The sequence below is a fragment of the Streptococcus sp. 29887 genome, from assembly GCF_032595075.1.
Lineage (GTDB): Bacteria > Bacillota > Bacilli > Lactobacillales > Streptococcaceae > Streptococcus > Streptococcus iners.
The window spans coordinates 874,927-894,901 of the sequence record NZ_CP118735.1 but is presented as its reverse complement, the minus strand read 5'-3'; the positions used below and the strand labels follow the sequence as shown (position 1 = coordinate 894,901).

Genomic DNA, 19,975 nt, shown 5'->3' with positions numbered 1-19,975 from the left:
ACAACGCAAAAAACTGTAACCTTTCGGTCACAGTCGTTTATATGTCTACCTCAGTTCCCTCTAAAAATCTGACAGTTATCTGCCCATCTTCTGAAATTGTAATACTGTCTAATACCTGACACATCTCATACGAATCAAATTCCCAGGAAGGCTTGTTAATCATTTCAGCTAACTTTGTACTATAATGCTTTTCTAGTGGACGATTTTCTTCCAGAATCTTATTCCACTTTCCATGCAATAGATCCACGTTCTCACCCAATAGTTCTACAGCCATTACTGCGGCTTTCTCTAGCGTTTCTTCATCAATATGGTTATTCTGACAGCCAATCTGTCCTTAGACCCTATAACGAGTGTTACACTGCCAAACCATACGTTTACCTCGACCAGTGGTCCAGTTCTTTCGACCAAAGGCCGAACCACATTCTGCACAGAACACTTTTGTTGTGAACGGATTATCGTCATTTTGCACGATGTAAGATTTCAGTAGATGTTCTCCACGAAAGGCTTTCCTCCTTGCTAATTCTAAAGTAGCAAATCCAATTGCTCCTTTCAAATAATCAATTAAGTTAACAATCTAATTTGGATTAATATAATTTTTCCCATTGAGTAATGGATGTTGGCAAAATTATTTTATTAGTGTTATAGAAATCAAGTAATTCACTTGGCGTGATAACAATAATATTTTTCAGCGTTTCTGCATTTTCTACATTTGGTGCAAATAGAAATACTTTATAACCTGCTTCTACAAAACTTGAAAATTGCATCGCATCCAAAGTAGCAGCTTTTTTACCTTTTACTTGTACAACTGCCTTCGATACATTTGCTGGATTACGGGACAAAAATTCACATTCAATTTTTATAGTTGTCGACTTACTAGCAATAGAATTTGAAAGAACATAATAATCATATTTAATTTGAATATAAGAAATAACCAACTCCTCTAAATCAAAATCGGGTAGATTATCTAATAAATTCCCTCGCAACTGGTTAACTTGATAATGGTCAGTTTGAGATAAATTATTATAAGTGGCTTTAGAGTATTCCTCAATGATTGCATCTCGAATTTCATTAGCCGTACCTGCATTTGCCCTATTGAAAGACGCTTTAATCTGCCCTGGAACTTGCAAACCTACTTTATAAGCTTCAACTGGAATCACTGCACCGATATCTAACTCTTTACTAAAAAAAGCTTCTGCTTTCCCTTTTGAGCGACAAATCCAATAATTCCCCTCCAAATCCCTCGTCCAGAACAAATCATCAATTGCAACATTTCTAAAAATATTTAAAACTGGGTTAATTCTTTTCATACCACTTCTAACAGTATTAAAATATGCTTCAAATGTCTCAAACTCACCTGCCCAACCGATGGCGAGAAACTGTTTGTGGTTACTTAAACAGTAATCTATCAAATCTTTCCTATTCTCTGCATGTGTTTTTAAATTTATCCTAATAATTTTAACCATATTTTACCTTTCCAAATATCTGTCTGACTATTAACATTTATCCATTGCTTTCAAAATAAGCCTTAATTGTTTGATTTTCTGAATCGATTTTTTTGTTCATTGTTAATCCTTTCAACTTATATTCAATCAAAAATTAGAACTCGTCTTAACTTTATCAAAACACTCTGTCACTTCTACTCACTCCAAAAAATTTCTCACTCTAATACTTCCCCCATACGACAAAAAGCCTTGCAATCAAGGCTTTTCATTATCCCTTTCGTTCAAAGGTTTCTAGGCTTTTACGAGCAGAGCAACACACTCAACTTGTTCATCATTGTCCAAACCTATATTTAAATCTTCATCGATGATAGGAAGTTTAAATGTAATTGATTTTAGCCATTGTCCATTCGGTTGCTTTTCTTCGTAAATTTGAATTTCAGAAATCAAAGCTGTAATTAACTGTCTACGCTCTAATTTATCAATATACGCTTATATTAAAACAAATTTTCCAGTCTTAAAAATGACTGTTTCCAAACCTTTTCAAACCATAAACGTGCCTGTTCCCATTTTTCTCCCTCTCCCCAACCACTATGAATCAAATGAATTTCCGTCTTATTTTCTTTTTCTGCAAAGAATGTAATACATACATGAGTCAGTGGTTTTGCAACATTCATTACATCCGCATATTGTACCGGACCTTTCCAATTGAAGCATAATAGTTTATTCAATTCAAATGCTGTTACTTTGCACCCTAAAGTACTATTATTTTCATTATCATTTTTATCCCAAAAAAGTTCATATTTCCCACCAACCCAAGGTTCTATTTCTGATTTTTCTGTTAGCCAAGTTATAATCTCTTCATTCTTAGTGAATAAACAAAATGCTCTTTCTGATGAACAGTTTAAGAGTGCCTTGCAATGGATTATTTTATTCATAATTTCTCCTTTCGCTTATATTCATTTTAATCTTTCCACCCACAATTATCCCACGCAATAAAAGTATATATCTCAAATGATTGCCCTCCTTAAATTTTACATTGCTTTCGTCTTAATTCTAATTTTTCTCTCTGAATAATCAACAACATTATACCATTTTTAAGCCATTTTTTCTATTGTCAAATTTCCTATTTTCTCCCACATGCAGCACGGATAAAAAGGAACCTAAATGATATATACAAAATTTCTGTTTTCACTATTTCCGTTCCGCTTTCACTACCTTAAACAATTTATCTTGAAATGTATCTTTGCTCTTTTTGTCAAAATATATCTCTGTTATAAAGGTTTTTCCGTTTATCTTTTTTGTTATAACACCATCAGGCTTTTGATGTTGTTCTTTCTGTAAAATGCCTTAACGCATCCATGATAGCTTCTTCTTTCTCAGGTGTACATTGTGGAATAACTTGTTTTTCTTTTTTTGACTTATTATAATTTTCTCTCAACTCTATTCCACATTTCTTTTTAATCTGGGCAATATAGAGTGCTGAAACTTTCAAACCAAATTTTTCTAATATATATTCCTTAATCTGAGCATAAGTAGCTTTGCTCTCCGCACTTGTCAAATCAAGTTCATCTAGCTCTACTTCAACACTTATATGCTTATCGACATTAAGTTTGGACAATAATGCTACCGTCTCCACGTGATGCGTATTCGGAAAAAGATCCACCGGCCGTACCTTAGTCAGTTTATACCCCAATTCCTCATAAAGCTTAATATCACGCGCCATGGTAGCGACGTTACATGATATATAGACAATTTTCTCAGGCTCTACAGAGCTACTTGCCTTGATAAAGCTCTCAGTCAAACCTTTTCTTGGCGGATCGACAAAAATCACCGTTGGCTTAATTCCGTCAGATACCCATTTCTTCATAGCAGACTCCGCACTATCGCAGACATAAGTCACATTGTCAATTCCATTTCGAACAGCATTCTTCTGACTGTCAAGGACAGCCTTCTCAACGACTTCCACACCATAAACATGCTTGACCTGTTTGGCAAAGGACAGACCAATAGTCCCAATGCCTGAATAAGCATCAATTACGACATCATCTGCTGACAAATCTGCAAAATCGATAGCTGTCTGATAGAGTTTTTCGGCCATTTCTGTATTGACTTGATAGAAAGACGGTGCAGAAATCTCAAATTCATTCCCCAACATGCTGTCTACAATGGTTTCACTGCCATGCAAAAGACGGAAGTCCTGACCGAATATCGCATTGGTATTCTGATCATTGATGTTCTGGATGATAGAAACTAGATTTGGAAACTGACTTATCAACCGTTCAATCAAGGTTTCAACACGGAAAATTTTTGGTCGAGTTGTAACCAAAATCAACATCAATTGACCTGAATAATGACCGCGACGAACAACAATATTTCGAACAAGTCCTGTCTGTTCCTTTTCATCGTATGGCTTCAAATCCAATTTCCGTAAGAGGTCACGAGTAGCCAAAATCAAGCTATCAATTTCCTTATCTTGAATATAAAAATCTTCAATCGGTACTAAATCATGAGAATTCTTTCGGAAGAACCCAGTTTCCAACTGACCATTGACACGACGAACAGGTACTGCCGCCTTATTACGATAGGCAAGAGGACTATCCATACCGAGAGTACTTTCGACTACAATTTCTGAAATGCCTGCGATCTTACGTAAGCTTGTTTCTACTTGCTTTTTCTTAAAGGCTAATTGGGCAGGATAGTTCAAATGCCCCAGGTCTGCAATACCCGTTCTTAGATAGGTCAAGTCTAGGTCTTGATTACGGTCTGGTGAGTAGCTCTGCCATTCTTCCACCTTACCAAAACCAATATTTTTCTTAAGCTTCAGAACACGCATAAACACTTTCTCACCTGGCAGTGCATTGTCCACAAAAAAGACAAAACCATCCAACTTGGCAACCCCCTGCCCCTCATGGGTTAGGTCTACAATTTCTACTTCAACAACATCATTTTTCTTTAACATAGTACTACTTTCTATTTTGGACACTAAAAAAGTGACCGAAGTCACTCTCTAGTATATCACATTTTTTATCGTAAGCCCAAATCAGTTAAGCGCTGTTGGTACTTTTCAAAATCAACTCGCAGGGCCATACCACCATACATATCATAATCGTCAATCCAATCCCCATTTTCAGGAATGGTGATGCGTTCGATACCATTAGCTGCATCCATAACAACTCCCGGTCCATGGAAAAGCATAAAGGCCTGGGGAACTGTTGTTGGGGTCATCGCCACTACTTTACCAAGTGCTTCCGCCCCTGAAAAAAGCTTCATCGGGTTTTTAGCCTGAGTCATGACAGCCGACAAGACTTGTTGCTGACGCTTGGTACGACCAAAATCCCCCTCATCATCTGAACGATAACGCGCGTAGTTGAGCAGAGTTTTTCCATCCATTTGTTGAACACCAACCTGAATGGTTTGATAGGCTGGGGCATTTTCCTCCAGCTGCAAATCATTTGGCACTTCCACCGAGCTAACCGTTTCTCCATCTATGGTTGAAAATTGTGCATCAATAGTCACCCCCTCTGGAAAGAGTGTATCAATTGTTGTCGCAAAAGTTGCAAAATCAACCATAGCATAATAGTCAATATCAATACCAAAATTGTTTTTCAAAGCCTTACGAACTTCTTCAGCTCCCTGCTTGTTATCTTGTTCACCGAGGGTATAGGCGGTATTTAATTTATACTCATAACCTTCAATATCGACCAAGGTATCCCGCATAAAACTAACCAGTTTGACCTTATTATCTGCATTATTGATATTTAAGACCATAATGGTATCTGTCCGTATTTCGTCCGTGCTTTCACCTGCACGTCCATCCGTACCCAAAATCAAAATATTGGTACCATTAGCAGAACTAACCCCGTTAAATACTTCAGCAGTAGGCTGCTCACTCACACTATTCAGGCCCTTAATGAAACTAAAGCCCAAAGCAAAAACAAACAAGAACAGGGCAAGGAAGAGTAAGTAAAACATTCGCTTCATACCCCATTTTTTCTTTCTCTTTGTTTTTGGGGGCATTTTCGGAATATAGTCAACTGAATCCCTCCCTGAACTTTTTTGTCCTTTCCTTCTATTTCTTCTAGACCTGGTTTCAGGATACGTAGGAAGGAGTTCTTCATTCTGCTCAATTTCTTCCTGCCAGTCATCTTCTTCCATATCTTCAGTGATGGGTCTAGGAGTTTCAATTGCAAATTTCTTTGGTTTCCCATGGCGAGTACGGAGTTCCTTCTTATAAAGAAGATAATCCAACTCCTCTCGCTCTCTATCATTTAAATAATGTATATTTTTATGTAAATAATCCAACCGCAACTCTTCATGATGGGTTAAGATTCCTTTGTTTTTCGTCATACGTTCATCTTTATCCTAACTAGCCAGGTACACTTGATAATTACCTAGTATTTTACATGATATTCCCAAACTTTTCAATTCTTCCAATGAAAAGGTCATCAATTCAGGTTGCTCGTTCTCAATGTCTAAGATGAAAAAATACTCACCCAGCGCCGTTTTCAATGGCCTACTTTCAATTTTTGTCAGACTAATTCCTCTCCAAGAAAAAACTGACATAGCTTTATATAAAGCTCCCGGTAAATTATCTGGCAAGGTTAAAGCTAAACTTAGCTTATTCGTTACTTCCTTAAGTTGCAAACTAGGTGCATCATTTCCCAAAATCCAAAATCGAGTAAAATTCTCACTAATTTCCTGAATGTCTTGCCCAATTACCATTAGACCATATTCCTCTGCCGCAGCTTGTGGTGCTATAGCCGCATAAGACTGGGCTGGATGCTCAGCCACATACCGTGCTGCATAAGCTGTACTAGCCGTCACCTCAATCCGAGCAGTAGGAAAATGCTCCAGAATATATTTCTTCCCCTGTGCAATAGCCTGTGGGTGTGAATAAATAACCTCAATTGCCTTATCTGCACCCGTTGCCAAAAGTTGCTGGGCTATCGGTTGAACAATTTCAGCAACCGCATGGATTTCCGCCTGATGAAAAAGATAATCAATAGTTTCGTGGACACTACCCTCAATAGAGTTTTCAACTGGAATAACAGAATAGACAACCTGCCCTGTTTCATAAGCCTTAATCACTTCTGTAATAGTTCCGAAAGCCTGCAAATCAGCACTTGGAAAGGCCTGTTGGGCAACTTGATGGGTAAAAGAACCGCGCGGTCCTAGGTAAGCTACTTGCATAGAATCTTCCTTGCTACTTGTTCTGGAGTAAGTTGGTCTGTATTGATAATGGTAGCCGCCAATCCTTGATAAAGGGTCATGCGTTCTTGATAGATAGTTTCAAATTCTTCCTTGCTATGTTGCAAAAAAAGGGGACGCTTTGATTGACTATCCTGGCTAATTCGCTCATAGGCAACTTCAAACGATGCAGTCAAAAGAACATTTTTTTCTTTATTATCTAATAATAACTGACGATTGAACTCAGATTTGACCACACCACCGCCTGTCGATACCAGACAGTCAGCAGGCAAATCCAATAATTCTTTCAAGACTTCCGTTTCAACTTTACGAAAAGTAGCTTCTCCTTCGAGCTTGAAATAATCAGCGATGGTCATGCCAATCCGTTCTTCAATAATTTGGTCCATATCGTAAACAGGGAGGTCCAACAAACGTGCTGTGGTTGATTTTCCAACTCCCATAAATCCAAGTAAAACGATTGGCATCTCTTCTCCTAGTCTATCAAACTATTTAGGTGGTCAAAGAAGGCTGGATAGCTAGTATTGATAGCCTCCGCTCTCTCTAACTCAACTTCTCCATCCTGAGCCAAAAGGGCCGCAATGGCCGTCATCATACCAATACGATGGTCACCGAAGGTGTTAACAGTCGCACCATGCAAGGCAGTTGGACCATGAATAATCATACCATCCTCTGTCGGCTCAATCTTGGCTCCCATGCTATTCAGGGCATCTGCCACCACTTGAATGCGGTCTGTTTCTTTGACTTTGAGTTCTTCGGCATCACGGATAATTGTTGTGCCATTTGCCTGAGTGGCTAAAAGAGCAATAATCGGCAACTCATCAATCAAACGTGGAATTAAGTCACCCGCAATCTCCGTAGCCTTCAAGTCAGAAGTTTCCACCGTAATGGTCGCAGATTTTGCTATCTCATCAATATCTGATAGTGTCATCTGACCACCCATGGCCTTGATAACGTCTAAAATTCCAGTCCGTGTTTCATTGATACCGACATTCTCCAGAACAATCTTGGAATTTGGTACTACCAAACCAGCTACCAGCCAAAAGGCTGCGCTGGAAATATCACCCGGCACCGTAATCTCTTGGGCCGTAAATTCCTGACCACCTTTGATACGAATTTCCTTACCATTGACCGTCAACTCACCACCAAACTGAACAATCATATCTTCCGTGTGGTTACGGGTCAACTCTTTCTCGACGATAACACTTTCACCTTCGGCTTGTAAGGCTGCAAATAGCAGAGCAGACTTGACTTGAGCCGAGGCAACTGGAAGTTGGTAGTTGATTGCTTGTAAATTCTTGGTTCCTTTGATAGTCAATGGTGGCAAATCACGTTCTGTCTGACCAGAAATCTCCACACCCATTTGGCTAAGCGGAATGGTCACACGATCCATAGGACGTTTAGACAGGGAATCGTCACCAAACATGGTTGCCTCAAAGTCTTGACCTGCTAAAACGCCAGAAATCAAGCGAATAGATGTCCCTGAATTCCCCATATCTAAGTGATTTTGGGGTGCTTGAAGACCATCGAAACCAACACCGTACACTTCAACCACATCACCGTTGTCTTCAATTTTCACACCCAAATCACGAAAGACCTGCATGGTAGACAGTACATCCTCGCCACGCAAAATATCATGAACACGAGTGACACCTTTTGCAAGGGAGCCGAAAATAATAGAGCGATGGCTGATGGATTTATCCCCCGGAACTCGAATACTACCTTGTAATTTTTCTATATTTGTCCTTAATTTCATAACCCCTACCTCGAAATAGTGTTAGACCTATTCTATCATATTTATTGAATATTTTCAGATTTTTTTGGCAATTTCTATCTAAAATAAATATATAGAGAAAACCCATAAAAGATTTATGAATGAATTTTCGGAGTTCACTGCGATTTTAGCAAATGTACCTTAATTTAAGTTTAAAATTCCTAAAAATCATGCTATAATTAAGAAATATACTAATCGAAAGAGGACTTCTATATTGTTTACACCAATCAGTGAAAAAATCGACATCAATCAAGTGCGAGAGCATTCTAAACTATCTCCCGAAACTCTTGCCAAAAAACAAGCCCGTGACCGTGAATTAGAAGCTATTCTAAAAGGTGAGGATGACCGTCTTCTCTTAGTAATTGGGCCATGTTCTTCTGACAATGAAGAGGCAGTTTTGGACTACGCTCACCGTTTGGCTAAACTTCAAGAAGAAGTCAAAGATAAAATTTTCATGGTTATGCGGGTCTACACTGCCAAGCCTCGTACAAATGGCGATGGCTACAAGGGCCTCATGCACCAACCTGATACAGATGCCGCACCTAGCCTGATCAACGGCATCAAGGCTGTTCGTAATTTGCACTACCGCGTCATTACCGAAACTGGTTTGACAACAGCCGACGAGATGCTTTATCCAGAAAACCTGCCATTGGTTGACGATTTGGTTTCTTACATTGCCGTTGGTGCTCGTTCTGTTGAAAACCAACAACACCGCTTTGTAGCTTCTGGTATTGATGTTCCAACAGGCTTGAAAAACCCTACTTCTGGCAACCTTAAAGTCATGTTTAATGGTATCTTTGCAGCTCAGAAGAAACAATCCTTCCTCTTCAACAATACAGAGGTCGAAACTTCTGGCAACCCGCTTGCCCACGTTATCCTTCGTGGTGCTGTCAATGAAAACGGGAAGTATTTGCCAAACTACTACTACGACAATCTCTTGGAAACCATTGACCTCTATGATCAATTTGGTTTGAAAAATCCATTCATCATCATCGATACCAACCATGATAACTCTGGTAAAAATTATCTGGAGCAAATCCGCATCGTTCGCCAAACCTTGATTAACCGTGACTGGAATGAAGCTATCCGTAAGTATGTTCGCGGCTTCATGATTGAATCCTACATCGAAGACGGTCGCCAAGATAATCCAGATATTTATGGTAAATCCATCACAGACCCATGCTTAGGCTGGGAAAAAACGCAAGAACTCATCCGAGAAATCCACAGTAGATAGGAAAAGATTATGGGAATTCACAAACGTAGCACCAGTCTAGATATTGATAAAGTAAAAGAACTCTCCAAACTAGAAGGCGAATTTTTAGCCGCTAAAAACCAACGTGATGAAGAATTAAAAGGCATCATCCGTGGTGAAGATGACCGCCTGCTCTTGGTCATTGGTCCATGTTCATCTGACAATGAAGAGGCTGTTTTAGAATACGCCAACCGTTTGTCCAAACTTCAAGAAGAAGTCAAAGACAAAATCTTCATGGTCATGAGGGTCTATACTGCCAAACCACGAACCAACGGCGAAGGCTATAAAGGACTTGTCCACCAGCCAGATACTTCTAAATTACCAGACCTCATCAACGGTATCGCCGCTGTTCGTAACCTGCACTACCGTGTCATTACTGAAACAGGTCTAACAACAGCCGACGAGATGCTCTACTCTGCCAACTATCCACTGGTGGAAGATTTGGTATCCTACCATGCGATCGGAGCCCGCTCAGTTGAAGATCAAGAGCACCGTTTTGTAGCTTCCGGTATTGATATACCTACGGGTATGAAAAATCCTACTTCTGGCAATCTTAAAGTCATGTTCAACGGTATCTACGCTGCCCAAAACAAACAAAACTTTATCTATCGTGATGCCGAAGTTGATACAGACGGCAATCCACTTGCCCATGCCATTTTACGCGGTGCCACGACCGAACAAGGTACTTACGAGCCAAACTACTACTACGATATTCTCTTGAAAACCATCAAACAGTATGAAGAATTTGGGCTAGAACATCCATTTATCGTTATCGATACCAACCACGATAATTCTGGAAAAAATTACCTGGAACAAATCCGTATCGTCCGTCAAACCCTCATCAACCGAGCTTGGAACGAATCCATTCGCAAGTACGTTCGCGGCTTCATGATTGAATCCTACTTGGAAGACGGCCGTCAGGACAGCCCTGAAGTATTTGGGAAATCCATTACCGACCCTTGCTTGGGCTGGGAAAAAACGGAAGCACTTATCCGTGAAATCCACCAGACCCTGTAAAATACCCACTAAACCTTAGCATTGAAAGATTAGAATTGGAGGAAAGTTATGACTATAGATGGATATACTCGTCTAGCAGCTGTTGTAGCCAAGCCTATCAAGCACTCTATTTCCCCCTTCATACATAATCTGGCTTTTAAGGAAACAGGTGTAAATGGAGTATACGTCGCTTGGGAAATCCCAGAGGAAGACTTGGCAGTCACTCTTGACAATATCAAACGCTATGACATGTTTGGTATCAACCTGTCCATGCCTTACAAACAAGCCGTTATTCCCTACCTTGATGACCTAACACCATCAGCTCGCCTGATTGGAGCCGTTAATACCGTTATTCACAAAGACGGTAAACTAATCGGACACAACACCGATGGAATTGGATTTTTCAAGAGTTTGGAAAGACTAAAAGGCTTTCAAGTTAAGAATAAGCGACTAGCCATCCTAGGAGGTGGCGGTGCTTCTACTGCTATCATGGCCCAGGCTGCTCTGGATAGCGCCAAAGAAATCACCATTTTCTGCCGCCAACAAAGTTTAGAAAGAACCCAGACAAGCATTGCACCTATTGTAGAAGCTACTGGAGTTCCCATGCAGGTCCTAGCCAATGATGATAGTCAGTTGATGCAAGAAGAAATTGCCAAGTCAGACTTACTTGTCAACGGCACTAGTGTCGGTATGGATGGTGTTTCTCTACCGATCCCAGCTAACCTAGAATTTCCAGAACAACTCTTGGTTGCGGACATTATTTACCAACCATTTGAAACACCCTTATTAAAACTAGCCCAGTCACAAGGCAATCCAACCATCAACGGATTAGGCATGCTGCTCTTTCAAGCAGCCGAGGCCTTCCAATCTTGGACTGGAAAGGAAATGCCGACTGACTTGATTTGGGACCAATTAGTCCAGAAATACGACATCAACTAGAGAGGAAACCCGATGAAACTGACCGTCAATCTCCCTAATAATCCCTACGATATCCTCATCGAAAGAGGAAGTTTAGCACAGGCAGGTTCCTGGGTCAAAGGGCTCTGGAAACCTCAGAAAATCGCCATCATCACAGATGACCACGTCGGCTCACTCTATGCTGAAACAGTACAGTCTAGTCTGGAAACTGCTGGCTTTGAAACCATTGTCTTTGACTTTCCAGAAGGTGAAGCTTCAAAAAATCTTGACACTGTCAATCAGGCCTACGAATTTCTCGTACAGCATGGCATGACCCGAAGTGACGGCATTATCGCCCTCGGTGGCGGTGTCGTTGGTGATTTGGCTGGCTTTGTTGCCTCAACCTATATGCGTGGCATCCATTTCCTACAAATTCCAACCAGCTTGACAGCACAAGTTGATTCCTCTATCGGTGGAAAAACTGGCGTCAATACCCCATTTGCAAAGAACATGGTAGGTACCTTCTGCCAGCCAGACGGCGTTTTAATTGACCCTGACACCCTCAAAACCCTTGGCAAACGAGAATTGATTGAAGGAATGGGCGAGGTTGTCAAATATGGCTTAATAGATGATGTGGAGCTTTGGGAAACCTTAGCTCAACTAGATGGATCTATCGAGAGCATTTTGGAACACGCTGACTATATCATCTACCATTCCTGCGAAGTCAAACGCAAGGTCGTTGTCGAGGATGAATTGGACAACGGTGTCAGACTCTACCTCAACTTCGGCCATACCATTGGCCATGCTATTGAAGCGACTGCAGGTTATGGACAGGTCATGCACGGTGAAGCTGTTGCCATCGGTATGGTGCAAATCTCACGCGCTGCTGAAAGAAAAGACCTCATGCCACCAGGTATGACTGAAAAAATCATCGCCATGTGCGAAAAATTCGGCCTACCAACTGCACACCAACCATGGAATATCGATGAATTATTCGCAGCCTTAACCCGTGATAAGAAGGCGCGAGGCAAGTCCATCAAACTAGTCATCGTTCCACAATTAGGTCAGGCAGCCATCCATCAAATCCCGATGGAAGAAATGCTAGAATTTCTACAACTATAAGAAAAAAGACTACTGACTTGCATGAAATCAGTAGTCTTATTTTTTGTATAGTCTTTCAGTTTGCTTTTAGTACTAGGCAACGAGTTGAAGACAGTACTGGAGTACGGCAAAACGAGTTAACGACGTAATAAAAGATAAACTGAACGACTATAAAATCATCTCATCGTCAGTTAGTTTCTCACCGCTGTTTTTGTAGAAGAGGTCCATCAAGTTTTGAACAGTCAGGTTCTTTTTCTCTTCTCCTGCTACATCGACAACAATCTGACCACGGTGCAACATGACCAAACGATTTCCATATTCGATGGCATTTTCCATGTTGTGCGTAATCATAAGAGCTGTCAACTGGTGACTTTCCACGATTTTCTTGGTCAGTTCCATAACCATGTCGCTGGTTTTTGGATCCAGGGCAGCAGTATGTTCATCCAAAAGTAGAACCTTTGGTTTCACAAGCGAAGCCATCATCAAGGTCAGAGCCTGACGCTGACCACCTGATAAGAACTGCGTATCCACTTTCATACGGTCTTCCAAGCCCAAGCCAAGCTCTTTTAATGCTTCTTTGAAAATAGCCCGTTCGCTGTCTTTCACACCCCAACCAAGTCCACGAGATAAACCACGGCGGTAGGCAATGGCCATGTTTTCTTCAATGGTCAAGCGAGAGGCTGTTCCCATTTTCGGATCTTGGAATACTCGACTAATGTCCTTAGAGCGTTTGGCAGCTGATACATGCTTAATGGATTTACCTTCAAGCAAAATATCGCCCGAATCAACCGTCAAGGCACCTGCAAGTGAGTTCATGAAAGTCGATTTGCCTGCACCATTACCACCGATAATGGAGATGAAATCCCCTTCTTTTACATCTAAGTTCAACCCACGAAGGACATGGTTTTCATTGACTGTCCCTGCTTCGAAGGTCTTATGAATATTTTGTATTGATAAAATAGTTTTCATGACTTCCTCCTAAGCATTTCCGTTCAATTTTGGTCGACGAATGTTGAGCTTCTTCTGCAATTCTGGCACATAAAGGACTGTTGCCAAGAGAATGGCTGAGAAGAGTTTTACAAGGTCTGCATCCATGCCTGGAATTTCCAAAATTGCAAGGATAATCAAACGGTAAACAACTGCACCAAGTACAACGGATAACAATCTCCAACCCAAGCGTAAGTTACGCAAGATAACTTCTGCAATAATGACAGATGCCAGACCGATAACAATGGTACCTGTACCAGAGTTCAAATCTGCATAGCCATTGTTTTGTGTCAACAAGGCGCCACAGAGGGCAATCAAACCGTTTGACATCATGTAGCCATAGATTTTCATATTGTCAACGTTGATACCATTGGCCTCACTCATTGGGATGTTGTCCCCTGTTGAACGAATAGCCAAACCAATTTGCGTATTCAACAAGAGAGTAAGCAGACCTACAACTGCTAGTACAAAGACAAGACCGATAACCAAGACTGCATTTGTTTTGGTTAAACCAAATTCCTGCAATTGCGTTACCAAGGTTTCTTGTTTTAGTAGGGCCACGTTGGCCTTACCCAAAATTTTCAAGTTGATAGAGTAAAGGCCTGTCAAAGTGACAATACCTGTCAAAAGGGCTGGAATTTTCAGTTTTGTATGAAGCAAACCTGAAATCAATCCAGCTACCATACCTGCTAGCACTGCCATAAAAGTCGCCAGCAAGGGATTTACTCCATTAACAATCCCAGTTGCACAGACTGCAGCTCCGAGGGGATAAGACCCCTCCGCTGTCATATCTGCGATATCTAAAATACGAAATGTCAGGTAAACACCAATCGCCATGACCGACCAGAGCAGGCCTTGTGAAATGCTTGATAAAATAATATCCACAATTTTCTCCTTATTTGATAAAAATAAACTAGGTTCTATTTTACCACTTTTATTCTGTTACAGATAGTTTAGCCGTATCGATACCCAATTTCTTAGCCATTTCTTCATTGACATGAAGGCTAACTGTTTCAGGATATTCTACAGCTGTTTCAGATACCTTAGCACCTTCGATGATCTTAATGGCCATTTTGGCAGTTTGACGACCGAGTGCCTCATAGTTTGTACCGTAGGTCAACAGACCACCTTCATCCACCATATCTGTTGAACCACCGATGACAGGAACTTTATGCTCCACAGACAATTCACCAATCATGGTCATGGTGGAAGCAACGGTATTATCAGTTGGAACAAAGACAGCATCCACATCCTTCATCAAGCTGGTTGTTGCATCTTGAACTTCATTGGTTGAAGTAATTCCTTTGACAACAACCTTGTAACCAGCTTTTTCTAGTAATGCCTTGGCTTGTTCTACCTGAACTTCTGAGTTCCGTTCGCTAGTAGTGTACAAAATACCAACTGTCTTGGCATCTGGAACAGCTTGACCTAGCAATTCAACTTGTTTATCAATTGGTGCCTGGTCAGATGTACCCGTCAATAAGCCACCTGGTTTCTCGATTGTTTCAACCAAGTCGGCTGACAATGGATCTGTAACGGCTGTAAAGAGAATTGGTGTTTCCGTTGATACAGTCGCCAAACTTTGAGCTGATGGCGTTGCGATGGCTAGGACTAAATCATTTTCCCCAACCAATTGTTCTGAAATAGTCTGAAGGTTGGCTTGGTCACCTTGGGCATTTTGATAATCCAAGACCAATTTTTCACCTTCCTTGTAGCCATTTGCTTCCAGTTCAGCCACAAAACCTTCACGCGCTGCTGTCAATGACTCATGCTCCATATACTGAAGGACACCAACTTTAACGGCTTCAGATGAGGCTTGTTTAGATGTTGAGGCGCAGGCTGCAAGTGTCAAAGCTGCTACACTTGCCAATGAAATAGTTGCCAATTTTTTTACTAGTTTATTATACATATAATCCAATCTCCTAACTGTTTATTCTTCCAATGCTTTAATGGTTGCTGGATTAATTCCCACTACTGTTGCCATTTCTTCATTGACTGTAATAGCTGCTGTATTTGGTTTTTCAACAGCCAAGTCTGCTGGCTTCTCACCATCCAAAATTTTAGCAGCTAATTCTCCAGCCTGCACACCGATTGCATGGTAGTCAACACCGTAGGTAAAGAGTGCTGCATCAATAACCGCTGCGTCAGATCCCATAGCTGGAACTTTTGCCTCTTTCAAAACATCGCCAATGGTCGAAGCTGTTGATGCTACTGTGTTATCAGTTGGAAGGTAGATTGCATCCACTTTGCCAGCCAATGAAGTGATGGCTTGCTGAACATCGTTAGTTGAAGTAACAGTCGTCACTTCTACCTTAATCCCTTTTGCTTCAAGCGCTTTTTTTGCCTGCTCTGCTTGAACTTCAGAGTTTACCTCGCTAGAATTGTAGAAAATACCAACTATTTTGGCAGAGGGAACTACTTTGACTAACATATCAATTTGCCCCTCTACATCTGTCGCATCAATTGAGCCTGTCATGCTTCCTCCTGGGACTTCCAAGGATTCCACCAAGCCTGCTTCAACTGGATCCGTTACAGCTGTAAATACGCCAGGAGTTTCAGCATCTGCGTTTAACATGGCCTGGGCAGCTGGTGTTGCAATGGCAAAGTTAAGGTCATTGTTACCAGCTAACTTTTGAACCATTGTCTGCAAATTGGCTTGATCACCTTGTGAATTTTGCAAATCAATTGTTAAGTTTTCACCTTCTTTGTAGCCTGCTTCTGCCAAGGCTTCCACAAAACCTTCACGGGCTGCAGTTAATGCCTCATGCTCGGCATACTGAATGATACCAACATTTACTGAACTATTGTCTGATGAACTTGAGCTACAAGCAGCCATGGTAATTGCTGATAAGAGTGTTACTGAACTAAGGATAATTTTTTTAAATCCCATGATTTATCTCCTTTATTTAATAAAAAATGAATACGAAAGGACCGCTTAGACTACACTCTAAACGGTCCCATATTTCAACTGTATGTGAAAACAGAATGAAGTACTGTGCCATTTAGATGTATCATCTATGAGGCACACGTCAAAACAGCTACAGCCACATAGATACAAACCTTACGTTCCCGTGTTTGCATCCATGTTTACCATGTCTACAAACACTATCTAAAATAGCCGTAGAAATAAGTATGATTAGCTGAATGGTTTTGACACATTTCTAACATCTCTGTTTTCCTTTCTATTGATTTTTAATTCCTACTTATCTTAATTCATTTTCAAGCATTTGTCAACAAAAATTGCTTAAATTTTCAGATTTTTCAACTTTTTTCCGAAAATCTTTTAATAATTTCATGGAAAAAGAGGCTGGGCAAAAAAAACAACCTCGCTTCTCAGGGTTCGTGTCAACATCTCAACGCAGTGGTTGATTGGCAGATTTGTTCGTGTTTTACACTCCAAATCTGACCTAATCAACTGTGCGGGGGCGGGAAGACGAACTCTTTTTTTTGATGCGACGTCTAGCGTCAAAAGAGTTGTCGACTTAACAAGACACCTCTACTTTATCATAAAGAAAAAGTAGTGAGTACTCTCTCCCGTCGGAGATTTCCTCACTACTAATCTTAGTATGTTTTTGACCAGTCGAGTTCTTTCCCGCTCCCAAAGTTTTTATTTGACTTCTACTTTTTCTGTCCAAGGATGAGCAGTAGTTGCCAGAACTTCATTAAGCTCCTCGACGTTGCGACGACCTTGATCAGCCAACCAAGCTTTAGCTGCTTCTTCCCCTTCGCTTGCAAAGATTGCTACTGCATCCTTCCAAGTTGCACGTCCACAAAGAACACCGTTAAAGCTTGAACCTGCTTCTTTAGCAAAGACAAGGGTTTCTTGGAAGAGTTTCGCAGACACGCCCGCACTCAAATAGATAAACGGCAAGTGAGTACTGTCTGTTTGCTCCTTGAAGAAGGCTTTGGCTTCCTCAACTGTGTAGACTGGCTCTTCATCTGTGTAGCCTTCTACAAAGTTCATGTTAACCGGTACTTCTACCTTAAGCACATCTGCATTGTAGCGTGGCTTGCTGAATTCGCGCATAGCTCCATTAACCTTACGTGGTTTAAGGGCTGCATACTCACGAGAGGTTACATCCATGTCGCTAGCATCGTAGGTCAAGATTTCCACGAAGTAAGGAATATCTTCTGCCACACACTCGCTACCAATGCGTTCTACCCAAGCATGCTTGATGTCGTTGATTTCTGGCTTGTCATCTACATCATAGTAGAGCAAGATTTTGACGGCATCTGCACCCAATTCTTTGATGCGTTTTGCTGACCAGTTTGGCAAAAGGTCTGGCAAACGACCTGGAGTTGAGGCATCGTAACCTGTTTTTTCATAGGCTGCAATGAAGCCACAGTCTGCATGGCGCAATTCTGAAGCTGGAACACCGTATTCCGCATCCAAAAGGATGGAGCTTGCATAAGGCGTCAAATCGCTTGAGATGACTTTTTTGAAATCAATCAAAATATCATCTCCAAATTCGCCACCACCTGCTGCCGCAGCCAAAAGGCGTTTCAATGCACCACGTTGGTCAATAGCTAGGGCTGCAATGACTTTGTCGCTGTTTGACAAGCGTGTCATATGGTCAAATTTAGCCTGAGAAAGTTGTAATTTTGTCATTAGATTCCTCCTGGAAAATAGTATTACCAATTAAGTTGCTGTTGATATACAACTAGCAGTTTAGAAGCCTTTAACTAATTTTCAAATCGTTTCACACCGTCTAAGTAGGTTGCTTGCAATCGTCCTGCATCATCTACGACGATAAAGTCTGCTGCCCGTCCTTCTGCAATCTGACCACAAATATGATCAATGTTGACAGAACGAGCTGGTGCCAAAGATGCCATTCGAAGGGCATCAGGCAGGGAAACCAAGCCCCATTCAACCACATGTTGAACAGCTTGAATCAATTCGAGAATAGATCCTGCCAAGCTGCCATTGTGCTTGAGGCGGGCTGTGCCGTCTTTTACAACGACTTCAAATTCTCCTAATCGAGAATTTCCTTCACCCATGCCTCCTGCTCGCATACAGTCCGTAATCAATACAGTTTCTTCTGCGCCACGCGCCTTGATAACAATTTCTGCTGCCGCTGGATGAACATGGTGACCGTCACAAATCATTTCTGCATAAACATTTTTTAAGTTCAGTGCTGCGCCAACCATTCCTGGCTCACGATGATGTAGCCCACTCATACCATTGTAAACATGTACAAAAATATTGGCTCCTGCATCAACAGCTGCTTTGGCTTGCGCATAGGTCGCATCACTATGGGCAAGAGCTGTATGAATGGCCTTGCTGTTGGCAAATTCGATAAATTCTGTCACGCCTTCTCTTTCTGGTGCAATGGCAATTTTATTGACCAGACCCTTGGAGAGCTGGTGCCATTTATCCAACTTCTCAATCGATGGATCGCTCATATACTTGGGATTCTGAGCTCCCTTGTATTTTTCTGTAAAGAAGGGACCTTCTAAGAAAATACCTTGAATTTTAGCACCTGTTTCTTGCCCTGCATAGGTTCCAATCGTCTCACAGACTGCATCTAAATTTTCAGTAGAATCTGTTAAGGTCGTTGGCAACCAAGAAGTTACCCCACAAGATAAGAGGCCTTCTGAAATGACCTTGATGCCTTCAAAATCATTGTCCATGACATCATGAGATGCATAGCCATGAATGTGGGTATCCACCAAACCTGCTGCCAGATGATAGTCGGAATAGTCGATAATATCCCCTTCAGGCTTTTCTGTCAGAATTTTACCAAAGGTACCTATATCTGTTAGTTCGAGATAGGCATTCTCTACCTCAGTATCCTTCAAAATAATAGACTTAGCATATATATACTTAGACATGTCCTACCTCCTTAATTCAATATAATATTTCTATATACTGGTTATAACCATATACTAATTGTAGTATATACCAATTTTTCCATAATGTCAAGTAAAGTCCAATTTTTCAAACAAAAATACAGCCTTTCGGCTGTACTCTTTATAACAATTCATTCAAGGGTTTGAAAATAATACGTTCCAAATCAGCTACATAAGCTGCCAACTGCTGCTGTTTTGTAAAGTATTCAACAAGAAGTGGATTAGCTTGAACTTTCTTATTGAAATCCAACATGGTTTTTTGATCTTCCTCAGTTGGAATATCACCCGCTTGTAATTTTTCCTGAATACCTTTTTGGAAAGTGATATAGCTCTCCAAAATTTCTTTGGCTTCAGGATTGCCTTCGACGGAAACTTTGACTGCCTCTACCGCCTTATATTCAGGCAGGTTACGGATAGCACGTTCCAATTCATTTGCAATATCATAGATATTTGTTGACATAAACTTTCTCC

General features: G+C 41.0%; 21 protein-coding genes and 1 pseudogene. 4 read left to right on the top strand and 18 right to left on the bottom strand.

The window, feature by feature from the left end:
• Positions 1-37: 37 nt before the first annotated feature.
• From PW252_RS11365 to aroA, 11 genes and pseudogenes are all read right to left on the bottom strand, one after another.
• Entirely contained in the window at positions 38-274 is a 237-nt protein-coding gene (locus PW252_RS11365; RefSeq protein ID WP_459559303.1) for a resolvase, read from the bottom strand.
• A 60-nt stretch (positions 275-334) separates the two neighbouring features.
• Positions 335-436: a recombinase zinc beta ribbon domain-containing protein gene (locus PW252_RS11360; protein ID WP_459559305.1), complete on the bottom strand. Its 102-nt coding sequence runs from the start codon at positions 434-436 to the stop codon at positions 335-337.
• Positions 437-584: 148 nt separating this feature from the next.
• Positions 585-1,463 (bottom strand): ribonuclease D, encoded by an 879-nt coding sequence (locus tag PW252_RS04585; protein WP_248051611.1) that lies wholly within the window; start codon positions 1,461-1,463, stop codon positions 585-587.
• Between the two features lie 270 nt (positions 1,464-1,733).
• A pseudogene (locus PW252_RS04580) lies at positions 1,734-1,913 on the bottom strand (recombinase family protein); the annotation flags it as partial.
• Positions 1,914-1,936: 23 nt separating this feature from the next.
• The gene (locus PW252_RS04575; RefSeq protein ID WP_044678192.1) at positions 1,937-2,377 is read right to left on the bottom strand and encodes an SRPBCC family protein; all 441 of its coding nucleotides are present in this window, start codon (positions 2,375-2,377) and stop codon (positions 1,937-1,939) included.
• Between the two features lie 256 nt (positions 2,378-2,633).
• Positions 2,634-2,708, bottom strand: coding sequence for a hypothetical protein (locus PW252_RS11290; RefSeq protein ID WP_397610518.1), 75 nt, complete (start codon positions 2,706-2,708; stop codon positions 2,634-2,636).
• A 46-nt stretch (positions 2,709-2,754) separates the two neighbouring features.
• A complete protein-coding gene (gene rlmD, locus PW252_RS04570; RefSeq protein ID WP_248051610.1) occupies positions 2,755-4,401 on the bottom strand; it encodes a 23S rRNA (uracil(1939)-C(5))-methyltransferase RlmD in 1,647 nt (548 codons plus the stop codon).
• A 65-nt stretch (positions 4,402-4,466) separates the two neighbouring features.
• Entirely contained in the window at positions 4,467-5,789 is a 1,323-nt protein-coding gene (locus PW252_RS04565; RefSeq protein WP_248051609.1) for an LCP family protein, read from the bottom strand.
• Between the two features lie 15 nt (positions 5,790-5,804).
• Positions 5,805-6,632 (bottom strand): prephenate dehydratase, encoded by an 828-nt coding sequence (gene pheA / locus PW252_RS04560; RefSeq protein WP_248051607.1) that lies wholly within the window; start codon positions 6,630-6,632, stop codon positions 5,805-5,807.
• The gene (locus PW252_RS04555) at positions 6,623-7,114 is read right to left on the bottom strand and encodes a shikimate kinase (RefSeq protein WP_248051604.1); all 492 of its coding nucleotides are present in this window, start codon (positions 7,112-7,114) and stop codon (positions 6,623-6,625) included. Before PW252_RS04555 ends, pheA begins: the two co-directional genes overlap by 10 nt.
• Before the next feature lie 8 nt (positions 7,115-7,122).
• The gene (gene aroA / locus PW252_RS04550; protein WP_248051603.1) at positions 7,123-8,403 is read right to left on the bottom strand and encodes a 3-phosphoshikimate 1-carboxyvinyltransferase; all 1,281 of its coding nucleotides are present in this window, start codon (positions 8,401-8,403) and stop codon (positions 7,123-7,125) included.
• A 229-nt stretch (positions 8,404-8,632) separates the two neighbouring features.
• On the opposite strand from aroA, the gene PW252_RS04545 reads away from it, so the two are divergent.
• From PW252_RS04545 to aroB, 4 genes are read left to right on the top strand one after another with little or no spacing between them, the layout of a single operon-like run.
• The gene (locus PW252_RS04545; RefSeq protein WP_248051617.1) at positions 8,633-9,655 is read left to right on the top strand and encodes a 3-deoxy-7-phosphoheptulonate synthase; all 1,023 of its coding nucleotides are present in this window, start codon (positions 8,633-8,635) and stop codon (positions 9,653-9,655) included.
• A gap of 9 nt (positions 9,656-9,664) precedes the next feature.
• Complete coding sequence (locus PW252_RS04540; RefSeq protein WP_248051601.1) at positions 9,665-10,690, top strand: 3-deoxy-7-phosphoheptulonate synthase; 1,026 nt, start codon at positions 9,665-9,667, stop codon at positions 10,688-10,690.
• Positions 10,691-10,738: 48 nt separating this feature from the next.
• The gene (locus PW252_RS04535; RefSeq protein ID WP_248051599.1) at positions 10,739-11,608 is read left to right on the top strand and encodes a shikimate dehydrogenase; all 870 of its coding nucleotides are present in this window, start codon (positions 10,739-10,741) and stop codon (positions 11,606-11,608) included.
• 12 nt (positions 11,609-11,620) lie between these two features.
• Entirely contained in the window at positions 11,621-12,688 is a 1,068-nt protein-coding gene (aroB, locus tag PW252_RS04530) for a 3-dehydroquinate synthase (RefSeq protein WP_248051597.1), read from the top strand.
• Positions 12,689-12,835: 147 nt separating this feature from the next.
• On the opposite strand, the gene PW252_RS04525 is transcribed toward aroB, so the two are convergent.
• The 7 genes from PW252_RS04525 to PW252_RS04495 all read right to left on the bottom strand — a co-directional run bounded on the left by PW252_RS04525 (position 12,836) and on the right by PW252_RS04495 (position 19,964).
• Entirely contained in the window at positions 12,836-13,636 is an 801-nt protein-coding gene (locus tag PW252_RS04525; protein ID WP_248051595.1) for an ABC transporter ATP-binding protein, read from the bottom strand.
• A gap of 9 nt (positions 13,637-13,645) precedes the next feature.
• A complete protein-coding gene (locus PW252_RS04520) occupies positions 13,646-14,539 on the bottom strand; it encodes an ABC transporter permease (RefSeq protein ID WP_105108719.1) in 894 nt (297 codons plus the stop codon).
• 49 nt (positions 14,540-14,588) lie between these two features.
• A complete protein-coding gene (locus tag PW252_RS04515; RefSeq protein WP_248051593.1) occupies positions 14,589-15,563 on the bottom strand; it encodes an ABC transporter substrate-binding protein in 975 nt (324 codons plus the stop codon).
• A 21-nt stretch (positions 15,564-15,584) separates the two neighbouring features.
• A complete protein-coding gene (locus PW252_RS04510; RefSeq protein ID WP_248051591.1) occupies positions 15,585-16,544 on the bottom strand; it encodes an ABC transporter substrate-binding protein in 960 nt (319 codons plus the stop codon).
• A gap of 717 nt (positions 16,545-17,261) precedes the next feature.
• Positions 17,262-18,263, bottom strand: coding sequence for a tagatose-bisphosphate aldolase (gene lacD, locus PW252_RS04505; protein ID WP_248051590.1), 1,002 nt, complete (start codon positions 18,261-18,263; stop codon positions 17,262-17,264).
• A gap of 74 nt (positions 18,264-18,337) precedes the next feature.
• Positions 18,338-19,486 (bottom strand): N-acetylglucosamine-6-phosphate deacetylase, encoded by a 1,149-nt coding sequence (gene nagA, locus PW252_RS04500; RefSeq protein ID WP_248051589.1) that lies wholly within the window; start codon positions 19,484-19,486, stop codon positions 18,338-18,340.
• 139 nt (positions 19,487-19,625) lie between these two features.
• Positions 19,626-19,964 (bottom strand): YlbF/YmcA family competence regulator, encoded by a 339-nt coding sequence (locus PW252_RS04495; protein ID WP_248051588.1) that lies wholly within the window; start codon positions 19,962-19,964, stop codon positions 19,626-19,628.
• Between the last annotated feature and the right edge of the window lie 11 nt (positions 19,965-19,975).